22 protein-coding genes are annotated in these 23,571 nt (G+C 40.6%); 10 read left to right on the top strand and 12 right to left on the bottom strand.

Annotated features, from left to right (window positions below; genetic code table 11):
• The first annotated feature begins 8 nt into the window (after window positions 1-8).
• Genes ACP5NR_RS02145 through whiA form a run of 9 tightly spaced genes read left to right on the top strand, consistent with a single transcriptional unit; the run spans window position 9 to window position 7,113 of the window.
• On the top strand, window positions 9-611 hold the full coding sequence (locus ACP5NR_RS02145) for a CBS domain-containing protein (protein WP_428004331.1): 603 nt from the start codon (window positions 9-11) through the stop codon (window positions 609-611).
• 15 nt (window positions 612-626) lie between these two features.
• Window positions 627-2,069 (top strand): glycogen synthase, encoded by a 1,443-nt coding sequence (locus ACP5NR_RS02140; protein WP_428004330.1) that lies wholly within the window; start codon window positions 627-629, stop codon window positions 2,067-2,069.
• Window positions 2,070-2,073: 4 nt separating this feature from the next.
• Window positions 2,074-3,075: a galactose-1-phosphate uridylyltransferase gene (gene galT / locus ACP5NR_RS02135; protein ID WP_428004329.1), complete on the top strand. Its 1,002-nt coding sequence runs from the start codon at window positions 2,074-2,076 to the stop codon at window positions 3,073-3,075.
• A complete protein-coding gene (locus ACP5NR_RS02130; protein WP_428004328.1) occupies window positions 3,072-3,872 on the top strand; it encodes a radical SAM protein in 801 nt (266 codons plus the stop codon). The genes galT and ACP5NR_RS02130 overlap by 4 nt, the downstream gene beginning before the upstream one ends.
• Before the next feature lie 46 nt (window positions 3,873-3,918).
• Window positions 3,919-4,140: a hypothetical protein gene (locus tag ACP5NR_RS02125; protein WP_428004327.1), complete on the top strand. Its 222-nt coding sequence runs from the start codon at window positions 3,919-3,921 to the stop codon at window positions 4,138-4,140.
• A 5-nt stretch (window positions 4,141-4,145) separates the two neighbouring features.
• Entirely contained in the window at window positions 4,146-4,406 is a 261-nt protein-coding gene (gene zapA, locus ACP5NR_RS02120) for a cell division protein ZapA (protein WP_428004372.1), read from the top strand.
• Window positions 4,396-5,253 carry an RNase adapter RapZ gene (gene rapZ, locus ACP5NR_RS02115; protein ID WP_428004326.1) on the top strand — a complete coding sequence of 286 codons (858 nt, stop codon included), beginning with the start codon at window positions 4,396-4,398 and terminating at the stop codon, window positions 5,251-5,253. The genes zapA and rapZ overlap by 11 nt, the downstream gene beginning before the upstream one ends.
• Before the next feature lie 5 nt (window positions 5,254-5,258).
• The gene (locus ACP5NR_RS02110; protein ID WP_428004325.1) at window positions 5,259-6,224 is read left to right on the top strand and encodes a gluconeogenesis factor YvcK family protein; all 966 of its coding nucleotides are present in this window, start codon (window positions 5,259-5,261) and stop codon (window positions 6,222-6,224) included.
• On the top strand, window positions 6,208-7,113 hold the full coding sequence (whiA, locus tag ACP5NR_RS02105) for a DNA-binding protein WhiA (protein WP_428005881.1): 906 nt from the start codon (window positions 6,208-6,210) through the stop codon (window positions 7,111-7,113). Before ACP5NR_RS02110 ends, whiA begins: the two co-directional genes overlap by 17 nt.
• A 35-nt stretch (window positions 7,114-7,148) precedes the next feature.
• Here the strand turns inward: whiA and ACP5NR_RS02100 are convergent, their stop codons facing one another.
• The 11 genes from ACP5NR_RS02100 to ACP5NR_RS02050 all read right to left on the bottom strand — a co-directional run bounded on the left by ACP5NR_RS02100 (window position 7,149) and on the right by ACP5NR_RS02050 (window position 20,788).
• On the bottom strand, window positions 7,149-9,023 hold the full coding sequence (locus ACP5NR_RS02100) for an ABC transporter substrate-binding protein (protein WP_428004323.1): 1,875 nt from the start codon (window positions 9,021-9,023) through the stop codon (window positions 7,149-7,151).
• Window positions 9,024-9,269: 246 nt separating this feature from the next.
• A complete protein-coding gene (locus ACP5NR_RS02095; protein ID WP_428004322.1) occupies window positions 9,270-10,424 on the bottom strand; it encodes an amidohydrolase in 1,155 nt (384 codons plus the stop codon).
• 289 nt (window positions 10,425-10,713) lie between these two features.
• On the bottom strand, window positions 10,714-11,919 hold the full coding sequence (locus ACP5NR_RS02090; protein ID WP_428004321.1) for an APC family permease: 1,206 nt from the start codon (window positions 11,917-11,919) through the stop codon (window positions 10,714-10,716).
• A gap of 49 nt (window positions 11,920-11,968) precedes the next feature.
• Window positions 11,969-12,397 (bottom strand): APC family permease, encoded by a 429-nt coding sequence (locus ACP5NR_RS02085; protein ID WP_428004320.1) that lies wholly within the window; start codon window positions 12,395-12,397, stop codon window positions 11,969-11,971.
• A 30-nt stretch (window positions 12,398-12,427) separates the two neighbouring features.
• Window positions 12,428-14,284, bottom strand: a complete 1,857-nt coding sequence (locus tag ACP5NR_RS02080; RefSeq protein ID WP_428004319.1) for an ABC transporter substrate-binding protein — start codon at window positions 14,282-14,284, stop codon at window positions 12,428-12,430.
• 201 nt (window positions 14,285-14,485) lie between these two features.
• The gene (locus ACP5NR_RS02075; RefSeq protein ID WP_428004318.1) at window positions 14,486-14,677 is read right to left on the bottom strand and encodes a hypothetical protein; all 192 of its coding nucleotides are present in this window, start codon (window positions 14,675-14,677) and stop codon (window positions 14,486-14,488) included.
• 5 nt (window positions 14,678-14,682) lie between these two features.
• Window positions 14,683-15,897 carry an amidohydrolase family protein gene (locus ACP5NR_RS02070; RefSeq protein ID WP_428004317.1) on the bottom strand — a complete coding sequence of 405 codons (1,215 nt, stop codon included), beginning with the start codon at window positions 15,895-15,897 and terminating at the stop codon, window positions 14,683-14,685.
• 13 nt (window positions 15,898-15,910) lie between these two features.
• A complete protein-coding gene (locus tag ACP5NR_RS02065; protein ID WP_428004316.1) occupies window positions 15,911-16,795 on the bottom strand; it encodes an ABC transporter permease in 885 nt (294 codons plus the stop codon).
• A 13-nt stretch (window positions 16,796-16,808) separates the two neighbouring features.
• Entirely contained in the window at window positions 16,809-18,668 is a 1,860-nt protein-coding gene (locus tag ACP5NR_RS02060; RefSeq protein WP_428004315.1) for an ABC transporter substrate-binding protein, read from the bottom strand.
• A gap of 14 nt (window positions 18,669-18,682) precedes the next feature.
• Window positions 18,683-19,735 (bottom strand): ABC transporter ATP-binding protein, encoded by a 1,053-nt coding sequence (locus ACP5NR_RS02055; protein WP_428005880.1) that lies wholly within the window; start codon window positions 19,733-19,735, stop codon window positions 18,683-18,685.
• 21 nt (window positions 19,736-19,756) lie between these two features.
• The gene (locus ACP5NR_RS02050; RefSeq protein ID WP_428004313.1) at window positions 19,757-20,788 is read right to left on the bottom strand and encodes an ABC transporter permease; all 1,032 of its coding nucleotides are present in this window, start codon (window positions 20,786-20,788) and stop codon (window positions 19,757-19,759) included.
• Between the two features lie 473 nt (window positions 20,789-21,261).
• On the opposite strand from ACP5NR_RS02050, the gene ACP5NR_RS02045 reads away from it, so the two are divergent.
• A complete protein-coding gene (locus ACP5NR_RS02045) occupies window positions 21,262-22,035 on the top strand; it encodes a hypothetical protein (protein ID WP_428004312.1) in 774 nt (257 codons plus the stop codon).
• 82 nt (window positions 22,036-22,117) lie between these two features.
• On the opposite strand, the gene ACP5NR_RS02040 is transcribed toward ACP5NR_RS02045, so the two are convergent.
• The gene (locus tag ACP5NR_RS02040) at window positions 22,118-23,533 is read right to left on the bottom strand and encodes a sigma 54-interacting transcriptional regulator (protein WP_428005879.1); all 1,416 of its coding nucleotides are present in this window, start codon (window positions 23,531-23,533) and stop codon (window positions 22,118-22,120) included.
• Window positions 23,534-23,571 lie beyond the last annotated feature (38 nt).

Here is a 23,571-nt window from a genome sequence, read left to right as displayed (position 1 = left end):
AGAAGTCTATGTCGATCGAAGATTTCATGAAAAAAGAGTTCGTTACGATTCAAAAAAGCACCTTAATCGGTGAAGCGAAAAGAATTTTGCGCACGTCAGCATCAAATTGTTGTGTTGTCTCTTCTGACAAAAATTTTGAGGGCATCGTGAAAGCCGATGAAATACTTGGGATGGATGATGCTTTACCGGTAACTGACTACATTCATGATGTACCTTATACTTTGAGCCCGCAAGATACCTTAGACGAAGCGGCGGTTTTTTTTCTTGAGTCAGATATGGAAATACTTCCTGTTATATCTTCGGATAAACTCGTTGGAGTTATATCCATTTTCGATATCTTAGACGCTTTTACACAAATGGCAGGTTTTGGTGAGGGAGGCATAAGAATTGAGGTGGATCTCAAAGATACACCCGGATCGTTGAAACATGTGCTTGATGTGCTTTACCTCCATTCCATGAATGTTTTATCAGTTCTAATTTATCCAACGGAACAGGTTGGAAATAAAATAGCCGTAATAAGAGTTGAAGGAAAAAGTGTGAAAGAACTTTCGAGGATTTTAGATATCAACGAAATACGTTACACCTCGATAATAAAAGAAGAAAAATTATGAAAGGAATGGTCATATATGAAAATTGCTTTTGTTTCTTTTGAGGTTTACCCTCTGGCTAAAGTCGGAGGTCTTGCGGATGTTGCCGGATCTCTTCCAAAGGCATTGAAGAAAAAAAACGTGGATGTATCCATATTCATGCCTTATCATAAGATAGTCGAAGAGAACATCAAAAAATTTGGTCTTGAGGTTAAAAAGGTAATCGATGATTTCGATCTCGGTATCGGAACAGATCAAAAAGCCTCTATTTATAAAACGAATCTGCCAGAAACCGACATTCCCATTTACTTGGTCTCAAATGATTATTACTTTTCTTCGAAAGACGTTTACGGATCTCCAGATGGTGGCCAGCAAGCCATTTTTTTCACCAAAGCGGTCATAGATTCAATCAAAAAACTCAACATTCATTTTGATGTAATTCATTCCAACGATTGGCAAACCGGATTACTTCCGGTCTACTTAAAAACCATTTACAGAGAAGATTCCTATTTTTCCGATATATCGACCGTTTACACCATACATAATCTTGGATATCAAGGTGTTTTTGATAGATCGTACATGAATTTTGCAAAGTTACCAGATTATGTCTATAACATGGATGGCATAGAATTCTATGGAAGGATAAACTTCATGAAGGGAGGAATTCTTTTCTCTGATATTGTCAATACCGTTAGTCCAACTTACGCTGAAGAGATAAAAACTCCTGAATATGGAGAGAAATTGGAAGGAGTGCTTCAACTTCGAAAAGATGTTCTATACGGCGTTCTAAACGGTATCGACTATGTAGAAAATGATCCTGAAACTGACAAACGCATTCCTTACAATTACAACCTGAAATCACTTGAAGGCAAAAGAAAAAACAAAGATTCTCTTCAAAAAGAAGTTGGTCTTGAAGTTGAAAGGGATACACCTGTCATAGGACTTATAAGCAGGTTATTCGATCAAAAAGGTCTTGATCTCGTGGATGACATAATGAAATATGTCGTTGCGTCTTGCAACGTTAACTTTGTACTTCTCGGAACGGGAGAACCAAAGTATGAAAATGCCTTTTTGGAACTTGCGAAAGAATTTCCCAAAAAAGTAGCCGTCAAAATCGGATTTGACGTCAACCTTGCACAAAGAATATATGCCGCCTCTGACTTTTTTCTGATGCCATCAAAATATGAACCGTGCGGACTGGGGCAAATGTACAGTTTGAGGTATGGTACAATTCCAATAGTTAGGTACACCGGTGGCCTTGCCGATACCGTAGCGGAATTTGACGGTAAATCTGGAAACGGCTTTGGATTTAAAAATTACGATTCATCTTATCTGCTCAAGGCCATTTTGAAGGCTTTGTATTACTACAAACGGGATGATTTCATGCCGGTACTGATAAAAAATGCAATGAACACAGATCTCTCTTGGGAAAGATCGGCTTCCGAGTACGTTAAACTTTACGAACTTTCGAAAACAAGGTGATAAAATGCCAGAGTTGAGAAAAGATATCATAACGAAAAGTTGGGTCATAATTTCAACAGAAAGGGCCAAAAGACCACACGATTTTGCGAAACCGCCGACTGAAAAAGTCTCAAAATTTTGTCCCTTTGATGCCGGCAACGAATCTTCAACTCCCCCGGAAATAATGGCATTCAGACCTGCAAACACGGCCCCTAATACACCCGGTTGGTGGATAAGAGTCGTACCGAACAAATTTCCGGCACTCGATCCAAAGGTCCAGCCTGTGAGATTGGGCCACGGGATTTACGATTCAATGGCAGGCTTTGGTGCCCATGAGATAATAATAGAAACTCCGGATCATAACGCAACGCTTGGGACACTTGAATACAAACAGGTTCAAGAAGTTGTTTGGGCTTACGTGGAAAGGTACAACGCAATCTTTAAAGATCCAAATATAAAATACGTGCTCATATTCAAGAATTACGGTGCAGACGCGGGTGCTTCTCTCGAACATTCTCACTCTCAGATAATAGCAACTCCAATAATGCCTAATCTTGTGCTTCAAGAAATGGAAGGTTCAAAAGAATATTACGGATTTCGTGAAAGATGTATTTATTGCGATATAATTCAGGAAGAAAAAATGGAAAACACGCGCGTTGTTGAAGAAAATGAAGATTTTCTTGCTTTTGAACCGTATGCTTCTCGCGCGCCATTTGAAACGTGGATCCTTCCCAAAGTTCATCAATATAATTTCGGAGACATAGATGAAACGCACGTTAAGAATTTCTCCGCAATACTTAAAAATGTGCTTTTGAGGATGAAAATAGCACTTGACGATCCTCCTTACAACTTCATGATCCACACGGGCACGCCTCACGGAGAAGGAAAAGAATATTACCACTGGCATCTTGAGATTGTCCCAAGATTGACCAAACTCGCCGGTTTTGAATGGGGATCCGGATTTTACATAAACCCTATGCCACCCGAAGATGCCGCAAAATATCTAAAAGAGGTAAAAATTTCTTGAAAGAAATCAAAATAGTCAAACTTGAATCAACCGTTTCCGTCAGTGTGACGGGAACGGTTTGTTATCTTAACTGTAAACATTGCGGACGTCATTATCTCGAAAGCATGATTTCCATAAACAAAACGGATCAAATTCCTTTAAACACAAAAAGTTTGCTTATAAGTGGCGGTTCAACTCCGGACGGGAAAGTGCCAATAACGGATCATATCGAAGAGATTAAAAGATTGAAAAATTTCAAACTCAATTTTCACACAGGTCTTGTGAATGAACTTGAAGCCATGGAGATATCAAAAATAGCCGATGCGATATCTTTTGATTTCGTCGGAGAAGACGAAGTTATAAAAAAAGTTTACAATCTCAACGCCAAAGTCGAAGATTACGTCAGATCTCTTGAAAATCTTTTGAAATTCAAAAAAGCAGTTTATCCCCATATCACCGTTGGTCTTGATTGTGGAAAGATAAGCCACGAGTACAAAGCCATTGATATACTTTCTTCTTATAAACTTGAAAAAGTGGTTTTTCTCGTTTTTATACCAACTCCAATGACTTATTTCGAAAAATGCCAGCCTCCAAAGATTGAAGAAATAAAAGACGTTTTTGGATATGCGAGAAAAAAATTCAACTGTGATCTTAACCTTGGCTGCATGTACCCGAAGGGAAATCTTCGAGATGAAATAGCCACTGCCGCCGTTGAAGCAGGTTTTAACACCATAACCCAACCTTCCGAAAAATTAACGGAGTTCCTCCGTAAAAGCGGATATAAACTGACGTTTCAAGATGAATGTTGCATTTTTTGAAAAATATCTAAAAATCTGTTAAAATTATGTTTGAGGTGTTGATCCTGTGGACGACATTTTAAAAAAACTTGAGAATCTTGTCGACGGACTTTTGGAAGAAAGAGAAAAACTCGTCAAAAATATCGAAAAATCCAATTCTGAAATAGAAGTCCTAAGAAATGAAAATGTAGAACTCAAAGAGATGCTGAGAGAACAAAGTGTCAGAGTTGAAATTCTTATGAAGAAACTTGAAAATATCGTTGGTTCTGACAAAAAGGAGAGTGTTTGAAAGATATGAAAAGAACGGTTAACTTTGAGTTGGGAACCAAAAATTACAAATTTGAAACAGGCGATCCGCAGAATCAGGTTGATGAAATCCTAAACGAGATCAAGATGAACTTTGCATCTCATTCTCAAGAGGTTGAGAAGTATGGAAATGAACATTTTTTTCTCATGATGCTGCTTAACGTGCTCGAAGAGAATTTAGAACTCAAAAAACAGTTGGCGGCATTAACGGAAAAGATAGAAAAGCAAGGAAAGAGAATTGGCAGCTGAACTTGTTGTAATATCCGGAATGTCAGGGGCCGGCAAAACGACGGCACTTGGAGCGTTGGAAGATGTAGGATATTTTTGCATGGATAACATTCCGCCTGCCCTTTTAGTCGACATACTTTCTCTTATGAATTCAACTTTTAACGGGAAGAAAATTGCAACCATAGTTGATGTAAGAGCAGGCCAAACGCTTGGTCAAATAAAATCCGTCATCGAAGATCTTAAATCGCAGGGTGTCTTGATCAAGATCATCTTCTTAGACGCGAAAGATGATGTTTTGATAAACAGATACAATCTCACCCGAAGACGTCATCCTCTTTCCACGGAAAAAGATCAGGAAATAGAAAAACTTTTGGTCGAAGAAAGACGCCTTTTACAGGAAATAAGAGAGATGTCAGATTACGTGATAGATACGTCTTTGATAAACACGCATCAACTCAGAAGTGAAGTTATAACCATAGTTGAAGGTAAATCAGAAAGGGTTTTGAAGATCTTCCTTGAATCTTTCGGATTTAAATATGGTCTTCCGCTTGGCGCTGATTTCGTTTTTGACGCAAGATTTCTTCCTAATCCTTATTACGTTGAATCTCTTGCGGACAAAAACGGAAATGATCCAGAAGTAATTGAATATCTTCAACGATTTGACATCGTCAAAGAATACATAAATAAAGTATCTGATATTATAAAAATGGCGATCGAAAGTTATTCAAAAGAAGGAAAGAGCGTCATATACGTGGCGATCGGCTGCAGCGGTGGAAAGCATCGATCAGTTTACATAGCAAATGAACTTTCTGAATTGTTAAGAAAAGACGCTTCTGTGAGGATTTCTCACAGAGATATACAGAGGTGATCGTTTTGAAGATCGTTGCTTTTGGTGGTGGAACAGGACTTTCAACTTTGCTCAAAGGGTTAAAAGACTTTCCGGATACCGAGGTTACCGCAATAGTTACGGTTATGGATGACGGGGGAAGTTCTGGTATCATTCGTGAAGAACTTGGAGTTTTACCTCCGGGAGATATAAGAAATAACATAATTGCACTCGCCGAAGATGAATCTTTGATGGCTCAAATTATGGCATACAGATTTAGAGACGGAGAAAGATTCAAAGATCAAAGTCTCGGGAACCTCATAATAGCAGCCCTAACAAAGATAAATGGCAGTTTCCCGATGGCAATAGAAAGCATCTCTTCAATTTTGGCGATAAAGGGACGTGTGCTGCCGGTAACTGAAGAATCTGTAAAACTCATCGCGAGATTTGAAGACGGGCAAATTGTCGTAGGCGAAAGCAATATAACCAAAAAAAATGGAAAGATCAAAGAAATAAATCTAAGCAGTCAGGCAAAACCATTTTCAAAAGCCATAGATGAGATTTCGATGTCCGATGTGATCGTTTTGGGGCCTGGAAGTCTTTTCACAAGTATCATTCCAAACTTGCTTGTCGATGGAATACCTGAAGCCGTAAAGGACAAACCCAAGATACTCATAGCCAATTTGATGACCCAGCCCGGAGAAACAACCGGTATGTCAGTTGAAGATCACGTAAAAACGGTTGAAAATTACCTGAAATCAAAGATAGATCGCGTGATAATAAATTCTCAAAAAATTCCTCAAGCGGTACTTAAAAGATACGAGAAAGAAAATTCCGAACCGGTTATGTGCAAAAGTGAAGATCCCAAATTTTCAAGGATAGATATGGTTAAGATCATAGTCGACAAAATGGACGGACAAGAAAAAGTCAGACACGATCCCCATTTACTTGCACAGGCGGTTAGGCAAATCTCTATGGGTCTTATCGGTGATAAGAGTGGCATTCACTCCTGAGGTAAGAGAAGAACTTTACCATTTCCCCGTTGAGAAAAGGTTTTCTTACGCTGAACTTGCCGGATTGATCAAATTCAAAGGGTCCATTGAGATAGGTGAAACTACATACATAGAACTTTTACTCAAAGACACCGGAGCGGTCAGAAGGGCAAAGTTGATTTTAAAGGCCATAGGCATTGATGATACATCGGTAATCTATCAAAACCAAGAAAAATTAAATCCAGGTAAAACTTTTATAATGAAGGTAATGACTTACGATGTTAAAAAATTCATTTCTGAAATAGGACTTGATTTGATAGGTAGAATTCGTGATGATTTTTTCAGAGATCCTGCAATTATCAGTGCTTTTCTGAGAGGTGCTTTCATATCCTCGGGATATATAGCCGATCCTTCCAAATATCACCACCTTGAATTTTACAGTCGTCAAATAGACGTGCTTAAGTGGTTAAAAGAAAAACTTGAAAACAACTTTGGAATGGTAGGCTTTATAGTTGATGTTCGTTATGGATACAGATTTTACATAAAAGATGGGGAAATGATAAACGAATTTCTGAATCTGATAGGAGCCATAAACTCGGCAAAGGTCTTTTCTTCCATAATGTCATCCAAAAAAATAAATTCCGATGTAACCCGCAGCATGAATTTCATAGATGCAAATTCAAAAAGAAGCGGTAACGCAAGTTGGAAACAAATCAGCGCGATAAAATTCATTCAAGACCAAATAGGACTCGAAAATTTCCCTGAAGATATCCAAACAATAGCCCTTCTGCGTTTAAATCATCCGGAACTTTCCTTAAGAGAAATAGGAAATATGCTAAATCCTCCGCTTTCAAAATCCATCGTTTACAGGAGACTATCCAAGATAATCAAAATGGCAGAAAACAAATAAAATCAAGAAGTGGGAATTATTCCCACTTCTAAATTTCATTTCGACAGCGAATAAAAGTCTATCCCCGGTCTTATTCCATTCGGATACCATCCTTTTAGCCATGTACGACTTACGAATATTCCGAAAGGCTGATCAGTCCAGATGTAGAGTGCATCTTTGTAGTCTAACTCCTCAAGTTGTTTGACTATTTCTGCACGTTTTGAAAGATTGGATGTGGTAAGCAGATCTTTTACAAGCGGATCGAGATTCTTTTGGGCAAAACTGATAAAACTTTGACCTATGAATGCTCCAAATATACCGGTGGAAGAATAATAGGCATAAGCAAGATCGTAAGGATCCGGATAATCGGCCAGATATCCCATCGTGAAGATCGGCAATTTGAAAGACAAACTGTCGCTAAGAAGGTTTGGCCATAATTCTCCGACGACGTTTATCTGAAATTTGGGATTGACCTCTCTTGCGGCATTGCTCAACGCTGTAAGGGCAATTTGCTCTGTCGTATCCCCGCTTTCGTATATTGCAGAGAATTTAAATCCTTTCTCCCATAATTCTCCGTTGTATGCCTTTTTGAAATATTCCGCAGCCTTTGAAAGGTCTTGAGAATATTTGGGTAGATTCGAACTGTATCCGAATAACCCCTTCATTATCGCACCATTTGGTTGCAACGCCAAATTATCGTACGCCTCTTTTATGTAGGTACTATATGGAAAGAGATATTCAAATCCTTTTCTCACATCCAAATTCGAAAAGAAATCGGGCGGGATTCCATTGCCATCTAACTTTCCGGATCCAATGTAAGGATTGCCATCACTGGCAAGATTCCACGTGAAATTCAATTCATAAACGGAAAGTTGGGGATAGACCGAAACTTTTATGTTTTTGTCATTTTGTACCTCGGATAAGTTTTCGACAGGCACGTAAATCGCATCGGCCTGGCCAGATTCCAGATCGAGCAGTCTTGTCGTGAATTCGTTGACATACTTTATGACTGCATACTTTATAGGGGCAGTGCCTGCCCAGTATTTGTCAAATCTTTGAAAGGCTATTTCTCTGTTGGGTATGTAATATTTCATGAAATACGGCCCTGTTCCGTTTTCTATATTTGTAAGGGTATCCTGGCTAAGTGTGGGATTATGGTAATACCACCAGTCATCTGCTTTTCCATTCCATGCCTTATTTTCTGCGCACCATTTTTCATCAAGAATGACCGATTCGCATATTCCGCCCTTTGCAAGCGTGTACAAGAAAGGCTCGAATGGCTGGGGAAGATGAATTATCACGTCATTTCCTTTAATTTCAAAATCACTTGCAAGCAGGTTAAAGGCATCTATCAAGGCCTGCTTATATTTATCATTGAGGGGGACTTTCGTACCGGTTGCAAAGATGTCAAGAGAACTCAAACTTGTGTAACTCAAAGGATTGCTAAGTCCCAATTCTTTCGCAACTTCCTGTACAATTGTCAAAACGTAGTTGCCATTTATCGTCGGTAGCAATGGTTCTGCAAGCATCCATGACGGCCCCCCGCTGTAATCGAGAAGGACCAACCTTTCAAGAGAATAAACGACATCCTGCGGGGTTAAAAGATCTCCGTTGTGAAAATAGACACCTTGTCTGATGTGAAAGACGTAAGTCGTACCGTTGTCAAGAATCGTTCCATCTGCAACCGATGGAACATTCGTAGATAACATTGGCGATAATTTCACGGTTGATGTCCCGTCATATTGAAGCAGGGAATCGTAAAGTTGCCATATAACCTCGGCAGATGTGGTGTCATACTCCCAGGCCGGATCTAAGGATTGAAAAGGTCCCGGTTCTTCGTAAACAATGGTGTCTGGATTCACAACATTCTGGGCTATTCCCATGATCACGAAAAACGCAATGATTGCTGCAAACACGAGAAACTTCTTCATCTTCTTACCTCCCGTCAAATTAAAATAAAAAAGGCCACATCTTTTCAATGTGGCCCGGTGGAATCTATATCAAAGACGATCAAGGCACCGCTCCACCGGGCAGTACTCTATGATGTCTTCTTTCATTTGTTATTGCCAAAATCGAAATTATTCGCATTTTCTACCTCTTTTGCAACTTTGAAAGTATATTAACCTATAAACATTAAGATGTGATTTTCATAAAATTAAATTTTAATTATATTTTAATCACATAATCTTTATTCCCTCTATGTATATACTCTCAACTTTTGATCTGGCATTGAACGGATGACCGCTCCATATAACAAGATCCGCGTCTTTTCCCTTTTCGATAGATCCCGTTCTGTCTGAAATCCCAAGTATTTTGGCTGGATTTATTGTAAGCATCTTTAGCAAATCTTCTTCCCTTGCCCCGTACCTCAAAGCGCTTGCCGCTTGGATCGAGGCATATTCAAGCGGAACTACGGGATGATCGCACATCAAAGAGATCAGGACACCTTTTTCATTTAAAATCTTTATCGACTCCATCGTCATATCTTTCAGTTCGCGCTTTGTCCTGAAGGTCATAAGAGGCCCTACAACGACAGGTATTTCTTTCGCTTTGAGCAAATCAACGATTTTGTATCCTTCTGTCCCGTGTTCTATGACGAATTTGAATCCAAATTCATCCGCTATTCTTGCGGCAGTAAGTATGTCATCGTAACGATGGGCATGAATTCTGGCCGGAATCTCTCCTTTAAGCACTTTTTCTCCCGCTTCAAGTTTCAGATCTCTTTCTGTGAAAGGTTTTCCGTCTTTTTGGGCAATTTCCTTCTTTTTCATGTAATCCTGTACTTTCGTGAAATATGCCCTTACAACTGCTGCAACTCCCAGACGTGTCGAAGGGGTTTTCTTCTGATCGCCGTAAACCCTTTTTGGATTTTCACCGAAGGCCATCTTCAATCCTGCCGGTTCCTTGACTATCATCTCATCGACAATTTTAGATTTGAATTTGATTATCGCTCCCTGACCGCCGACCGGATTCCCGCTTCCCGGCACTATCATGACTGTTGTGACTCCTCCACTAAGCGCTCTATCTATGGCGTCATCTTCAGGATTAAATCCATCAATGGCTTTAACATCGGCCGTGATAGGATCTGTCATTTCATTCACATCTGAGCCAACCGGATCGTTAACACTTTCTTCTTTGAGCCCTATGTGAGAATGGGCATCTATGAAACCTGGGAAAAGATATTTACCGGCTAAATCTATAACCTCGGTGTCTTCATCCTTTTTTATCAACTCACCGACTTCGTATATTTTAGAGTTTTCGACAAGCACGTCTCCTTTAAATGGTTTGGATGTAATTGAGAAAACAGTCGCGTTTTTGAGAAGTAATTTCATTTTAGCCTCCTTCATATATACTAAGTCATTTTCAAATTCCGAATCACCGCTCTGGCAGATGCCTCGCTCGATGTCTGGTCCTCGCGCCGCTGCGGAGGCCATCTCGAAGGTATCTTGCCATTCGCTCACAGTAAATGACTATTCGGCTTTTAAAATGAGTTTGGTATATATACTCTACGTGCCAAAAGCCACGCGCCATGCAAATCACCTGTCGGAGCAATGTTCGATTAAGGTTGGTTCAGTATTTTTTTCGATCACAGATTACGTGTTACCTGTCATTTACTATTTGTCATTTGTTGAGATTAAAGTCTTTTTGTTCTTCTACTATAACACTGAGATCTTCTGTGTTGTGTCCACCTCTAAGTGCAAAAACATATATCACAGAATAGACGGCGATCATCACAATCGTATCCCATGGAAATGGAATTAAAACTTCATTTCCAAATGCCCCGAAATACGAAAATAGTTCAGTCACTATCATCAAAGAAAGCAACCAATAGGAACTTAAAAACATCTGTTTATCTTTTTGAGAAACTTTTAACGATGTTATCGCCGTGAATAAAAGTACAATACCGGCCATCACGGTCAAACTCGAAAGAAATATTTCTGTCCTTGTCCCCATCGATTCTTTAGAAGACGGGTAAAGTACGTACATGTAATTGGCCACCAAAGCAACTATCGCTATGACTAATTCTATTAGTCCCATTGTGTAAGCGAAAAGTTTTGAAAGATTTAATTTCTTAGAGGCGTAAAGAAAATAAAATATTGGAATTCCTATAAATGTTGTGTAAAAGATCATCGTAAAGGTTGTTATTCCAGACCAGTAAACGATAAGGGCTCCTCCAACAAAAGCAATAGGGGCTATTACAGATGCGTAAGGCAAATGGAATGGTCTGTGAAGTTGGGGAGCGTGTTTTCTAAATGTCATCAGTGCCAGTGGTCCCATTACGTACGTTAGCACTGTGGCACTGGATATAAAGCCCACAAAAAGATACCACGACGGAAATGGCAAAAAGAAGACCACTCCAAGTACAAGACTTGCTATCAGTGCAATATAGGGTATCCTTGTTTTACTATGAATTTTAAGCAACGCAGATGGAAAATACCCATCTGCCGCTATGCCATACAACACCCTTGCAGAATTGCCGGAGTATATCCAGCCAGTCCCGCTGGGGGAAATCCAGGCATCAATAAGCAAAAAATAAGAAAATGCTATGAATAGCGCTATTCCGCTGTATTGCAATTCTGTGAAAAATGGTGCGGATCCCAAAGAAGACGAGGTCAATGTAGACCATGTTGTGCCGGCAGGCCATTTTATCGCTCCCAAAAAAGCAACCTGCAAAAGTGTGTAAAGTGCTATCGCAGCCAGCACGGAATACACAGTCGCTCTTGGAACATCCCTTTGAGGATTTTTCGCTTCTCCACCAAATTCAAGCGCTTGCCTGAATCCAAGGTAAGAAAAGACTATTCCTGCGGATGGAATCGCGTAAAACATACTGCCAACTCCTAACGGGAAAAATCCTCCGTGAGAGACCAAATTTGATTTATTGAACATGAAAAGCAGAAAGATAAATGTAAGCGTTGGAATGATGAATTTCCGCTTCAGCCTCAACAGTTGGTACCGTTACGGCACTCAACATGTAAGCCCATCCTATTATGTATCCCGTGTAACCACCATAGGCCAGATGAGGATACCTCACAATGGCACCACTTTTTGGAATCGCACCTGAAATTTCTGCAAAGGTCAGGGCTATGAATAAAACTATGACCCCTCCTATTATCCATGACAGTATTGATGCAGGTCCTGCCGTACCGGCAGCACCCGCAACTCCTAACAGCCATCCAGAACCTATTATTCCTCCCATTGAAAGAAAAAATAAATCCTGAAGACTTAAAGCTTTTTTGAGTTTTTTATCTGATTCTTTTGCTATAGCCTCTGCCGGTCTTATCTCGCTATCTTTTTGATCTGCCAAGAAAATCACCTCCCCATGCAAAACTTCTCACTAATTACCAGATTTGTACAAACCGTAAAAATGAAGATCTTTAGAGTAACTCGGGTTGTAATTTGTTGGATAAAGGCCATGCAGCCAGTCTCTGTAAACTAACTGACGTGATGGTTGAATCAACCATATCATGATGGCATCTTCGTATGCTTTTAGGCTTATCTCTTTGTAAAGTTTCTCCGCAACACTGTCAGATGTCGCCGCAACTGCAGCGTTTATAAGGGGATCGAATTCATCTTTTTCAAAAGCACTGAAATTTTGTCCAAGCGCTTCTCCATAAACTCCGGATGAATCCAAATATCCATACACGCGATCGTAAGAAGTATTTGCAAACCAATCAAGTGCTACCATTGGAAGGTCATTGCCGAGAAATTCTCCGACGAGTGTCTGCCATAACACGGGCACAGGTACAACGTCAAATTTGGGATTTATCTGCTGGGCATACGTGCTTAACATCTCACATGCTTCTTGCATTGTCGGATCTGTGGAATTGTAGATTATGGCGAATTTAAATCCTTTCTTCCACACCTCTCCGTTGTAGGCTTTCTTGAAATATTCGGCAGCCTTTGCCAGATCCTGATGGTACGCGGGAAGATCGGGATCGTATCCTATAAGACCTGTACATATCGGACTGTTAGGCACTATTCCAAGTCCATTCCAGACATCCTTTACATACGTTTGGTGCGGGAATAGATATTCGAAGCCCTTTCTTACATCTAAGTTCGAAAAGAAATCGGGCGGAATTCCATTGCCATCCAATTTGCCGGAATAAATGTATTTGTTGTGCGGACTGACACTGAATGCAAATGACAGTTGATACTGGGCAAGTTCGGGTATGTTTTCGGAAACTTTCACTCCCGGAATATTTTCAACCTGTGTAATGTAGGCCGGCGGAACAGAAATTATGTCCGCGTCTCCGCGCATCAGATCGAGTTTTCTTGTGGTAAATTCAGAAACTGTTTTTATCACGGCGTATTTTATCTTCGCCGGCTCTCCCCAGTAGCCATCAAAACGTTTTAAAACCACTTCTCTTCCCTGAGTCCATGATTGCAATTCAAACGGCCCTGTACCGTTTGTTATGGAATAAAGCGGATCTGCCTGACGCTCTGGATTGTAATAATTCCACCACGTATCTGCCGTTCCGGGCCATGCTCCGTTATTCGAAGCCCATTTTTCATCCAAAATATCTATTTCTTCAAGATAACTGAAGAAAAGATCGGATGAAAATGGATGGGCAAGGTGTATTATGACATCATCGCCTTTTATCTCAAAACATTTGGATAAAAGATCAAAAGTCTCTACAAGGGCTTTTTTGTATGCCTCATTCTTTGGTGTGATCGTACCGGTGGCAAATAAATCATTCCATGATTTCACTCCTGCAAGTTTTACCGCCCACTTTGAGATGTTGTCGACATAATTTCCGTTTATCTCCGGAAGTAGAGGCTCAGTCAATACATATGAATTGCCTCCAGCCATGCCCGTCACAACAAATCTTTCAAATGAATAAACCACATCCTGAGGTGTAAGCAGATCTCCATTTTGAAAATGGACCCCCTTCTTTATGTGAAAAACGTAGGTCATGCCGTTATCGAGGATTGTACCATCTTTGACAGAAGGCACATTTGTCGAAAGCACGGGGACATATCGTGTCAAAAACGTACCGTCAAAGGTAATAAGCGTCTGATATATGTTGTCGAGCACCTCGCCAGAGGCTGTATCAATGACCATAGCAGGATCGAGAGTTTCTGCCGCTCTTTCTTGCTCGTAGACAACTGTGTCAGGGTTCGGAACGGCAGCCAAAGCCATAATTGAAAATAAAACCAGTACACCTGTCACAAAAAACCATTTATGCTCCATATAACCACCTCCGTATGAAATTTATACTGAACCAATTTCAAATTCCGAATCATTGCTCCAGCGGGTACCAGAACAGCACGTAGTGCGTGGCTCGTGGCACGTAGAAAAAACAGAGATTAGGGATCAAAGATTAGAGAAATTTGTGATGCGTAACGCGTGATCCGTAATCAGAAAAACTGTTCACTTCTAACCTTTTACTGTTTACTCTTCACTTGTCACTATTTGATCAAGGCATCCTGCCCTTATGGCATTTTTTATGCCTTCTGCGCCTTCTGCATGCGCTGCAACAAATGAACCAACCTTTCCTATTTTCCCATCCTCTACGAGTACCACCCCGTCGAACGGCGCTTTACCCGTACCGTCTATGATCCTGCCGACAAATGCCATTTTCATAACCATCACCCTAATCTCTTGTATATCTTTCCGGCTTTCATGACGAATTTGACGTCTTTCAAAACAGATACGTCTTTTAGAGGATCTCCATTTACGGCTATCAGGTCGGCCTCTTTTCCTGCCTCAACGGTGCCCACGATCTTTTCCACACCAAGCAATTGTGATCCCCATTTCGTTGCGGCCATTATCGCATCCATGGGTTTCGCGCCATTTTCTACCATCAAAACCAATTCCTGGGCATTTTCGCCGTGTTTGTTGAAAGGCGTGGCGGCATCGGTACCCATCGCTATCTTCACACCGGCTTTGTATGCCCTTGAAAAACTATCCGCATGATAACTTATTATCTCTTCAGTCTTTCTCACGGCGTGTTCCGGAATACCGGCTTCGCGTCCGTATTTTTTTATGTTATAAGGTGCCACAAGAGTGGCGACCAAAAACACTCCTTTCTCTTTCATCATTTCAATGGCTTCATCGTCCAAAAATATTCCATGCTCTATCGAATCGATCCCTGCCCTTATGGCATTTTTTATGCCTTCCGTACCCTGTGCATGGGCGGCCGCTTTCTTCCCGACTTTGTGTGCCTCTTCAACTGCCGCTCTCATCTCTTCTTCCGTAAGTTGTGGCGATCCGGGTTCGTCTCCTTCAGACATAACTCCGCCGGTAGCCATCATCTTCACAACGTCCGCACCCATCTTCAGTTGATATCTCGCGGCCTTTCTCATTTCATCCGGACCATCGGCTATAACGCCGTATCCGTTTGCACTTACCTCCGGCGCAAGCCATCTGTCACCATGACCTCCCGTCATAGAAATGGCCTGTCCCGAGACTTTCATCCTTGGCCCTTCCACCAGACCACTTTCTATGGCTTTCTTTAAAGATATATCGAGAAATCCTCTGTCTCCCATCGACCTTATCGTCGTAAATCCGGCCATAAGATCGGATCTGGCATTAACATACGCTTTCAAGGTTGTCATCGGAAGCAATTCTTTCAGCATCTCAAGTTCTCTGTTTGGCTCCCCATTTCCGCCTAAATGCATATGGGCGTCTATCATACCGGGAAGCATTGTATATCCTTTCATGTCTATAACTTCAGCCCCTTCCGGCACATGATCGTTGTTCTTTCGCACATCGCGGATCTTCGTTCCTTCAACTATCACAACGGCATCTTCTAACACGTTACCGTTACCATCGATCAAATTCATGTGATTTAGCACGTACATGTTGTTCTCTCCTTCATATCAGCATTTTTGGATCAAGAATGTCTCTTAACGTGTCTCCAAGCAAATTCCACCCAAGCGCGTAAAGCACTATGGTTATTGCCGGAAAAAAGATTGTGTACCAAAATTGAAAAGGATTTCCTCCATTTGAAGATATTATCCAGTTTCTCGAAAAGGCCACAAGTTGTCCCCAGTCTGCATATCCAACGGGAGCCCCTAAGCCAAGAAAAGATAAGGCCGCCGCAAGTAAAGGAATTGTTGCCATGTCCATTGAAACCTGAATTATGATTGGATATATGGAATTTGGAATCAAATGGTGCGCGATGATGCCGTATCCCGGCGCCCCAAGCGCAACCGATGCCATCACATATTGATTTTCTTTGACCTGAAGAATACTACCTCTTATAAGTCTTGCAAAGGTCATCCAGTAGAAAATTATCATCGCAAGCATGACATGATTTAAGCCGGGTCCGAGAATTGTGACAAGCACTATGACACCTACAAGAAATGGAAACGCAAGAAAGATATCCGTTATCCTCATTAGCAATTCGTCAATCCAGCCTCCAAAGTAAGCCGCAAGCGTGCCCATTATAAGCCCTATTGTAAGCGCAAAGCCTATCACTATAAGTCCTACCCTAAAAGCAGTCCTTGTGCCCCATATAACCCCGTAATATATGTTATATTGTCCTTCAGTCGTTCCGAATGGATTCTGTAAAGATGGAGACTGAGGTGTAACGCTCCAGCCGCTTCTTGGCATTTGGTAAGGATCCCCAGGATAGGATGGAGGTGCAAGAAATGGAGCGCAAATTGCCACCACTATGAAGAAAGAAACGAGTACGACACCTAACAGTGAAACTGCGTTTCTCATTATTTTTTTGACTGTCCTGAGGATCTCTTCCATCTAAATCACCCGCTTATTTAGATAAAGAATAGAAATTCAATCTCAAAAAGCTCATTGGATTGTACTCCCATCCTTTAAGCCATGTGCGCATCACCGCTACGCCTTCCTGCTGGTCCGTGAAGAGAAAGAGTGCGTTATCATGCGCTATCGTGTTCATTTCCGTAAAGATTTCGGCACGTTTCTGTGGATCCGTGGTGCTCATCGATTCCGAAAGCAGTGGATCCATGTGTTCCCTTGCCCATTCTATGTAATTCGATCCAAGAAATGCCGCAAGTGCTCCGCCGGAACCGTAGAAAGGCTGTGCCGAGTCATATGGATCTGGACCGCCTGTCCATCCGATCATAAACATAGGAATTCTGTTGATTATTAAATCATTCAAATACGTGGCCCATAATTCACTTGCTATGTCTATTTTGAATTTTGGATTAACCTGTGCCGCGTAATATTGAAGCATTTCGAGTGCGGTTTGTCTTTGAGTGTTCCCTGTGTTGTAAACTGCTGTGAATTCAAAGCCTTTGTTCCATAACTCTCCGTTGTACGCTTTCTTGAAATATTCCGCAGCCTTCGCGAGATCCTGCTGGAATGCCGTGGGAGTGGCCGAATTGTAGCCAAGCAATCCTTTCGGGACGGCTCCGTTTGGAATCAAGGCCTGATCAAGCCATACCTGTTTTATGTAGGTACTGTAAGGGAAAAGATATTCAAAGGCCATTCTCACATCTTTGTTGGAGAAAAAGTCAGGCGGTATGCCATGTCCATCTAATTTCCCGGATCCAAGGTATGGATTTCCTCCCTGATTGTTCACATTCCACGTGAAAAATATCGAATCAATCGCGAAAGTTGGCAAATGTGTGTAAACTTTGACCCCTGGAATTCCCTCAACCTGACTTAGGTACGGCACCAAAACATTTATAACATCGGCCTGTCCCCTTGTAAGATCAAGTTTTCTTGTGGTGAATTCAGCGACATCGTTTATAACGCCATATTTTATCTTTGCAGGGCCTGCCCAGTATTTGTCAAATCTTTCGAATGTAATCTGCAATCCACCGCTCCAATTCACAAGTTCAAAAGGTCCGGTTCCATTTTCAACGTTGTAGAATGGATCATCGTTAACGGTAGGATTGTGGTAGGACCACCAATCGTCTGCTGAGCCGTCCCATGCCTTATGCGCTGCACACCATTGTTCATCCAATACAGAAGTCAATGTGTTGTAATGTGCCAGTGTTGCCAAAAATGGAGCGTAAGGATGTGGAAGATGAATTATGACATCATTTCCTTTTATCTCAAAGTCCTTCGCAAGAAGATTGAATGCATCTACCAAAGCCTGCTTGTAAGACGCATTGAGAGGATTTTTTGTACCTGTTGCAAAAAGATCATTCCACGATTTAACTCCTGCAAGTTTGGCAGCCCATTGAGTTATCGAATCAACGTACTTTCCATCTATTTTCGGAAGCAACGGCTCGGAAAGCATCCACGAAGGCCCTCCTGCCCTGTCGAATAACACTGCCCTTTCGAGAGAATAGACAACATCCTGCGGTGTTAGAAGATCACCGTTGTGAAAGTAAACACCCTGTCTGATATGGAAGATATAAGTCGTTCCGTTGTCAAGGAGCGTGCCATCTTCAACTGAAGGCACATTTGTAGACAACATAGGTAAAAATCTTGTCACAGAGGTCCCGTCATATTGAATGAGGTTATCATAGAATTGACTTATCGCCTCTTCAGATCCAACATCTGAAACCCATGCAGGGTCAAGACTTTGGATGTTGTAATAAGTATCTTCGACAACCGTATCCGGATTCACCACGGCTTCGGCAATCCCGATCGAAAAAATGCCTATCAAAACGATTGTAACTGCAACTAAAATCTTCCTCACATTCAACCCCTCCTTTAGTTTTGATCCTGGACTGTTTCCCAGAAATGACATGCTACAAAATGTCCCTGTGATACCTCTTTAAGTTTTGGTTCTTCTTGGGCACATACCGGTTGTGCCAGCCAGCACCTTGTACGAAATCTGCATCCGGACGGAGGATTCGCAGGACTTGGAACATCTCCCTGCAGTATTATCCTGTCCCTTCGCTTTACAGTCGGATCCGGTATCGGATTGGCAGAAAGCAACGCTTTTGTGTAAGGATGCAAAGAATTGGTGAATAATTCGTGCTTGTCTGCCATTTCAACTATCTTGCCGAGATACATCACTATGATTCTGTCACTTACATGCCTTACAACGCTTAAATTGTGGGCTATGAACAAATACGTAAGATGAAATTCTTTCTGTAAATCATCCAAAAGGTTTAACACCTGAGCCTGAACGGATGCATCCAATGCGGAGACCGCCTCGTCTGCCACTATCAGTTCCGGATTCAAAACGAGCGCTCGCGCAATTCCTATCCTTTGCCTTTGACCTCCACTGAATTCATGGGGAAATCTGTTCATGTAAGTCGGAGAGACACCAACTCTTTGCATGTAATCTCTGACCTTTTCATATCTTTCCCTCAAATTTCCCATGTGTGCGGATTTAAGACCTTCCGCTATTATATCCTTGACTCTCATTCTCGGATCCAAAGAACTGTAAGGATCCTGGAAGATCATCTGTAACCTTGATCTGTATCTTTTCATCTGACCTTTTGAAAGTTTGAAAAGATCAACGCCGTTGTAAAAGACATGACCATCCGTTGGTTCTATAAGCCTTAAAATAGTTTGACCGGCCGTTGTTTTTCCACATCCGGACTCTCCCACAAGTCCTAAGGTTTCACCTTTTTTTATGTAAAATGAAACATCATCGACGGCTTTCACCCATCCGACTGTCTTTCTAAAAACTCCTGCCTTTATCGGGAAGTATTTCTTGAGATTTTTAACTTCCAAGAGAATATCTGTCTTTTCATCTTTGTTCTGGTCCTCAAATTCTTCTGTCAAAACGCTTTCTTCAATTTCTTCCTGCATAAACATCACCACTTTTCGAAATTAGCCCAATCTAACTCTTGGATCTATCAAAGCGTAAGAGACATCAACGACTAAGTTGCCTATGACTGTCACAAGGCCGTAAATCAAAGTTATGCCCAGCACGGTCGCATAATCGAGTTGCTCTGATGCCTGAGCCATAAGGCTTCCTATGCCCGGGTAGTTGAAAATCGTTTCGGTTATGACAACTCCGCCTAATATCCCTATGAACATCAAACCCGCAACTGTTGTTGCCGGAATTAACGCATTTTTTCTTGCATGCTTGTTTATCACGACACGCTCGCTCAACCCTTTTGCCCTGGCAGTTCTCACGTAATCCTGTCCTAAAGATTCAAGCATCGAAGATCGGGTTATTCTCAGAAGAGCCGCCCATGAAAGGAATGAAAGTGTCATTATAGGAGCAACAAGGTGTTTCAGCGCATCCAAAAACATCCAAAATCTGCCATTTAAAAGCGAATCGATGGTAACCAAACCTGTGTAGTGATGAAAAGCGGCCGAATCATATATCATAGAAAAACTTATACCCAATCTACCCGGAGGCAACCATCCAAGCACACCGTAAAATATGAAAAGTATTACAAGGCCTAAAACAAAGGACGGAATCGAATATCCCATAAGTGCAACAACTCTTAAAACCTGATCTATGAATCTGTTATGATGTACCGCCGAGGTAACGCCAAGCCATATTCCAATGAATATTATAGGGATGATAGAATAAACGGCAAGTTCAAGAGTTGCGGGGAACCTTTGCATGATAGCCTCGGAAACGGGTTCGTTAAGAGTCACAGACCATCCAAATTTTCCATGAATAATCTCATCAATCCATTTAACGTATTTAACGTAAAATGGTTGATCAAGGCCATATTGCTTTATGAGAGTCTGCGCAGCACCTCCTTGAAGTTGCCTTGGGTCGCTTACGTAAGTTGCCAGAAGTTCATACGGAGACAAAAAAGACATGAAAAGGAAGATCAACAAAGTGAGACCGAGAATGGTAACAGGTAAAAGCAACATCCTTCTTGCCGCAAAACTCAGCAATACCAGCACCTCCTTAATTTTTTATTTCTTCCGCCTCACCTTGAGAATATTCTATATATAAAAAAAAGCCATGCTTTATAATTTGACATGGCCTAATAGAGCAAATCATCAAAAACTCTATTAGGTCTTCGTGTTTATCACCACAAATTTTTCAAAAACATTATCTGTTATCATAACAAAACCGCCTTATTACTTTTTATTGATGTTTATCTTAACATTTAACAAAGTAGAAGTCAATTAACAACAAATTAAATCTTGCTTATGTTAGGATTGCTTTTATACTACGATTTTGTGAGATAACATTTGATAATCAAATGAAAAAAGAGGAAATCGAATTTAAACTGTCTAATTTATCCAAAATTGGGAAAATCAGCGTAATAAGGTGTTTTTATCGGAGGAAATTTGTATACTTGCTTTTGAAAATCATTTGTGATATAATCTATACTAAAGTAGTCCTATTTAGGAGGTGTAAAATGAAGAAACTTGGAATCGTTACTTTAATGTTTATATTTGTAACCGCTTTAGGTATGGCGCAAACATGGTCAACCGGCGCGGCTTCTCAATCCACTTCAAATGCTACGAGTAATTACACCATAAATGTATCTTACAAAACCGGTATCGGAAATTACCTTGTTGATGCAAATGGCATGACTTTGTATTATTTCACAGAAAATGTCGATGGAAAAACGTTTAATGGGTCTTATTTGGACTTTTGGAGTCCATTTTACGTTTCGAAAATAGTTGTTCCATCAAGTTTAAATCCCAAAGATTTCTCAGTTGTAACTGGTGGAGACGGCAGACCACAAATAGCCTATAAAGGATGGCCACTTTATTACTTCATAAACGATAAAAAGCCTGGCGACACGAACGGAGAGGGAGTAAAAGGGTTGTGGTATGTCATGAAACCAGATTACACCGTGATGGTAGGTACAAACCCGAAACTTGGAAATTACCTTGTTGATGCAAATGGCATGACGCTTTATTATCTTGACGGAGAATCGACAAGTACAATCAAATGCAATGGTATGTGTCTTTCTTTCTGGCCTGCTTTTAATGTGAAAAGTATCGTTGTTCCTTCGGGACTTAATTCCTCTAACTTTCAAATTTTCAAAAGGCCGGATGGCAGCAGCCAGTTATCTTATGAAGGAAAACCTTTGTATTATTTCATAAGAGATTCTTATCGCGGAGATGTAAGCGGAAACAACCTTAAAGATCCTTTCGGAATATGGTATGCCGTGACTTTCTAATTGAAAGCATTGCCGTGGCTAACTTGTTAAAACCCCTTCTAAAAATTAATGAATTTCAATCCCCCCAAAAGGGGGGATTATTCTAAACCGTACTCTTATCATCCGCTTTTTTTGTCGTTCTCCCTTTTCTTTTGTCAAGATTATATTTTTTTATCATGTTATCTATGGTCTTCCGACTTAAAGACAGCTTTTTTGCGGCCAAATTTTTATCCCAACCGCAAGAATTAAGCACACGTCTTGTTATCTCGCTTTCAAGTCTTGCACGTATCCTTTTTATGACTGTTTCTAAAGGTTCAATTTGGCCCATGTAAAGATCTGTCATCGATGCAACAAATCTTTCCGTTAGTTCCTGTTTGGCAAAAGCATTCGGATCGTATTTGGGAATATTTTCAGAATTAGGAGATTCCGAAAACTCGACAAAGCGTGCGACGATATTTCTTAATTCTCTTATGTTGCCAGGGTATTTGTGAGCCATGAAAGCATGTTTTACTTCTTCAGGAAAATCTTTAAACCTTATCTTGTAATTGGAAGATAGCAAAAAGAAATCAACTATTGATGGTATGTCTTCTTTCCTTTCTCTCAAAGGTATCATTTCTATCTTTGCTTCCGATATCCTTTGAAACAGATCTTCTCTAAGGCGTAATTGCGGATTCTGATTGGTTGCGGCGCAAAATCTGACATCAACGTTTATTTCTTTGTTAGAACCTATCGGCATGAATTTTTTGGTATCGATGACCCTCAGCAATTTTGATTGCATGTGATGTGACATCTCTCCTATCTCGTCAAGAAACAATGTCCCATTGTTTGCCTCTTCCAAAAGTCCACGTTTTTCCGAATATGCACTTGTAAAAGCACCTTTTGTATGTCCAAAAAGTTCACTTTCGAGCAAATCTTCAGGCATATTCACGCAATTCAATTCGAGAAATCTGTTTTCTCTTCTGTGGGAAATTAAATGAATTATCTGTGTCACCAACGATTTTCCCGTTCCGGTTTCTCCTGATACGAAAAGATTGCTATTGCTGAAAGACAAGAAGATCACGTCTTCTCTAAGTTGTCTTATAAAATTGCTTATTCCTGAAAGTCTGTATGTTTGGGCTTCGATATTTGAAATAAATTCCGCCACTCCACCGTAAAGATCAAAATCAAATGAAATTATCCTGCTTGATTTAATGGAAAGATTTGCTTTAGGTACATTTATAAATATTCTTGAAGGTATTCTGTTTGCAATCGTAAAGTCTTTCAACTTTTGTGCATCGTTTGCATATTCACGATCTAAAAATATCAAAAACTTATCATTTTTTTCTGCAATTAAAGTTTCAAACACGCTTTCTATTTTATCGTAAACGGAAAATCTTTCGACGAGATCTCCGGTATAATCTTTTAATTTCAACATACCAAAATCCCCGATGAAAACAGTTTTCATCTCAACCACCCCCTTATATCCACCACTTGATATTTTATCATTTTTTAAAACGAAATTCAAAAGCATTTTGTTCATTTTAAAGCCTTTTTATGTGGATTAAATCTGAATTTTTA

Source organism: Athalassotoga sp. (assembly GCF_049965695.1).
In the GTDB taxonomy this organism is placed as follows: Bacteria; Thermotogota; Thermotogae; order Mesoaciditogales; family Mesoaciditogaceae; genus Athalassotoga.
The sequence above is the reverse complement of the archived record's forward strand: the minus strand, read 5'-3'. Positions and strand labels throughout refer to the sequence as shown.

Excerpts from the sequence above, each read along its gene's own strand:
- ACP5NR_RS02145 (WP_428004331.1), top strand. The coding sequence starts at position 9 with ATGTCGATCGAAGATTTCATGAAAAAAGAGTTCGTTACGATTCAAAAA.
- ACP5NR_RS02140 (WP_428004330.1), top strand. The coding sequence starts at position 627 with ATGAAAATTGCTTTTGTTTCTTTTGAGGTTTACCCTCTGGCTAAAGTC.
- galT (WP_428004329.1), top strand. The coding sequence starts at position 2,074 with ATGCCAGAGTTGAGAAAAGATATCATAACGAAAAGTTGGGTCATAATT.
- zapA (WP_428004372.1), top strand. The coding sequence starts at position 4,146 with ATGAAAAGAACGGTTAACTTTGAGTTGGGAACCAAAAATTACAAATTT.
- ACP5NR_RS02100 (WP_428004323.1), bottom strand. The coding sequence starts at position 9,023 with ATGAAGAAGTTTCTCGTGTTTGCAGCAATCATTGCGTTTTTCGTGATC.
- ACP5NR_RS02095 (WP_428004322.1), bottom strand. The coding sequence starts at position 10,424 with ATGAAATTACTTCTCAAAAACGCGACTGTTTTCTCAATTACATCCAAA.
- ACP5NR_RS02090 (WP_428004321.1), bottom strand. The coding sequence starts at position 11,919 with ATGTTTTACGCGATTCCATCCGCAGGAATAGTCTTTTCTTACCTTGGA.
- ACP5NR_RS02080 (WP_428004319.1), bottom strand. The coding sequence starts at position 14,284 with ATGGAGCATAAATGGTTTTTTGTGACAGGTGTACTGGTTTTATTTTCA.
- ACP5NR_RS02075 (WP_428004318.1), bottom strand. The coding sequence starts at position 14,677 with ATGAAAATGGCATTTGTCGGCAGGATCATAGACGGTACGGGTAAAGCG.
- ACP5NR_RS02070 (WP_428004317.1), bottom strand. The coding sequence starts at position 15,897 with ATGTACGTGCTAAATCACATGAATTTGATCGATGGTAACGGTAACGTG.
- ACP5NR_RS02065 (WP_428004316.1), bottom strand. The coding sequence starts at position 16,795 with ATGGAAGAGATCCTCAGGACAGTCAAAAAAATAATGAGAAACGCAGTT.
- ACP5NR_RS02055 (WP_428005880.1), bottom strand. The coding sequence starts at position 19,735 with ATGCAGGAAGAAATTGAAGAAAGCGTTTTGACAGAAGAATTTGAGGAC.
- ACP5NR_RS02045 (WP_428004312.1), top strand. The coding sequence starts at position 21,262 with ATGAAGAAACTTGGAATCGTTACTTTAATGTTTATATTTGTAACCGCT.
- ACP5NR_RS02040 (WP_428005879.1), bottom strand. The coding sequence starts at position 23,533 with ATGAACAAAATGCTTTTGAATTTCGTTTTAAAAAATGATAAAATATCA.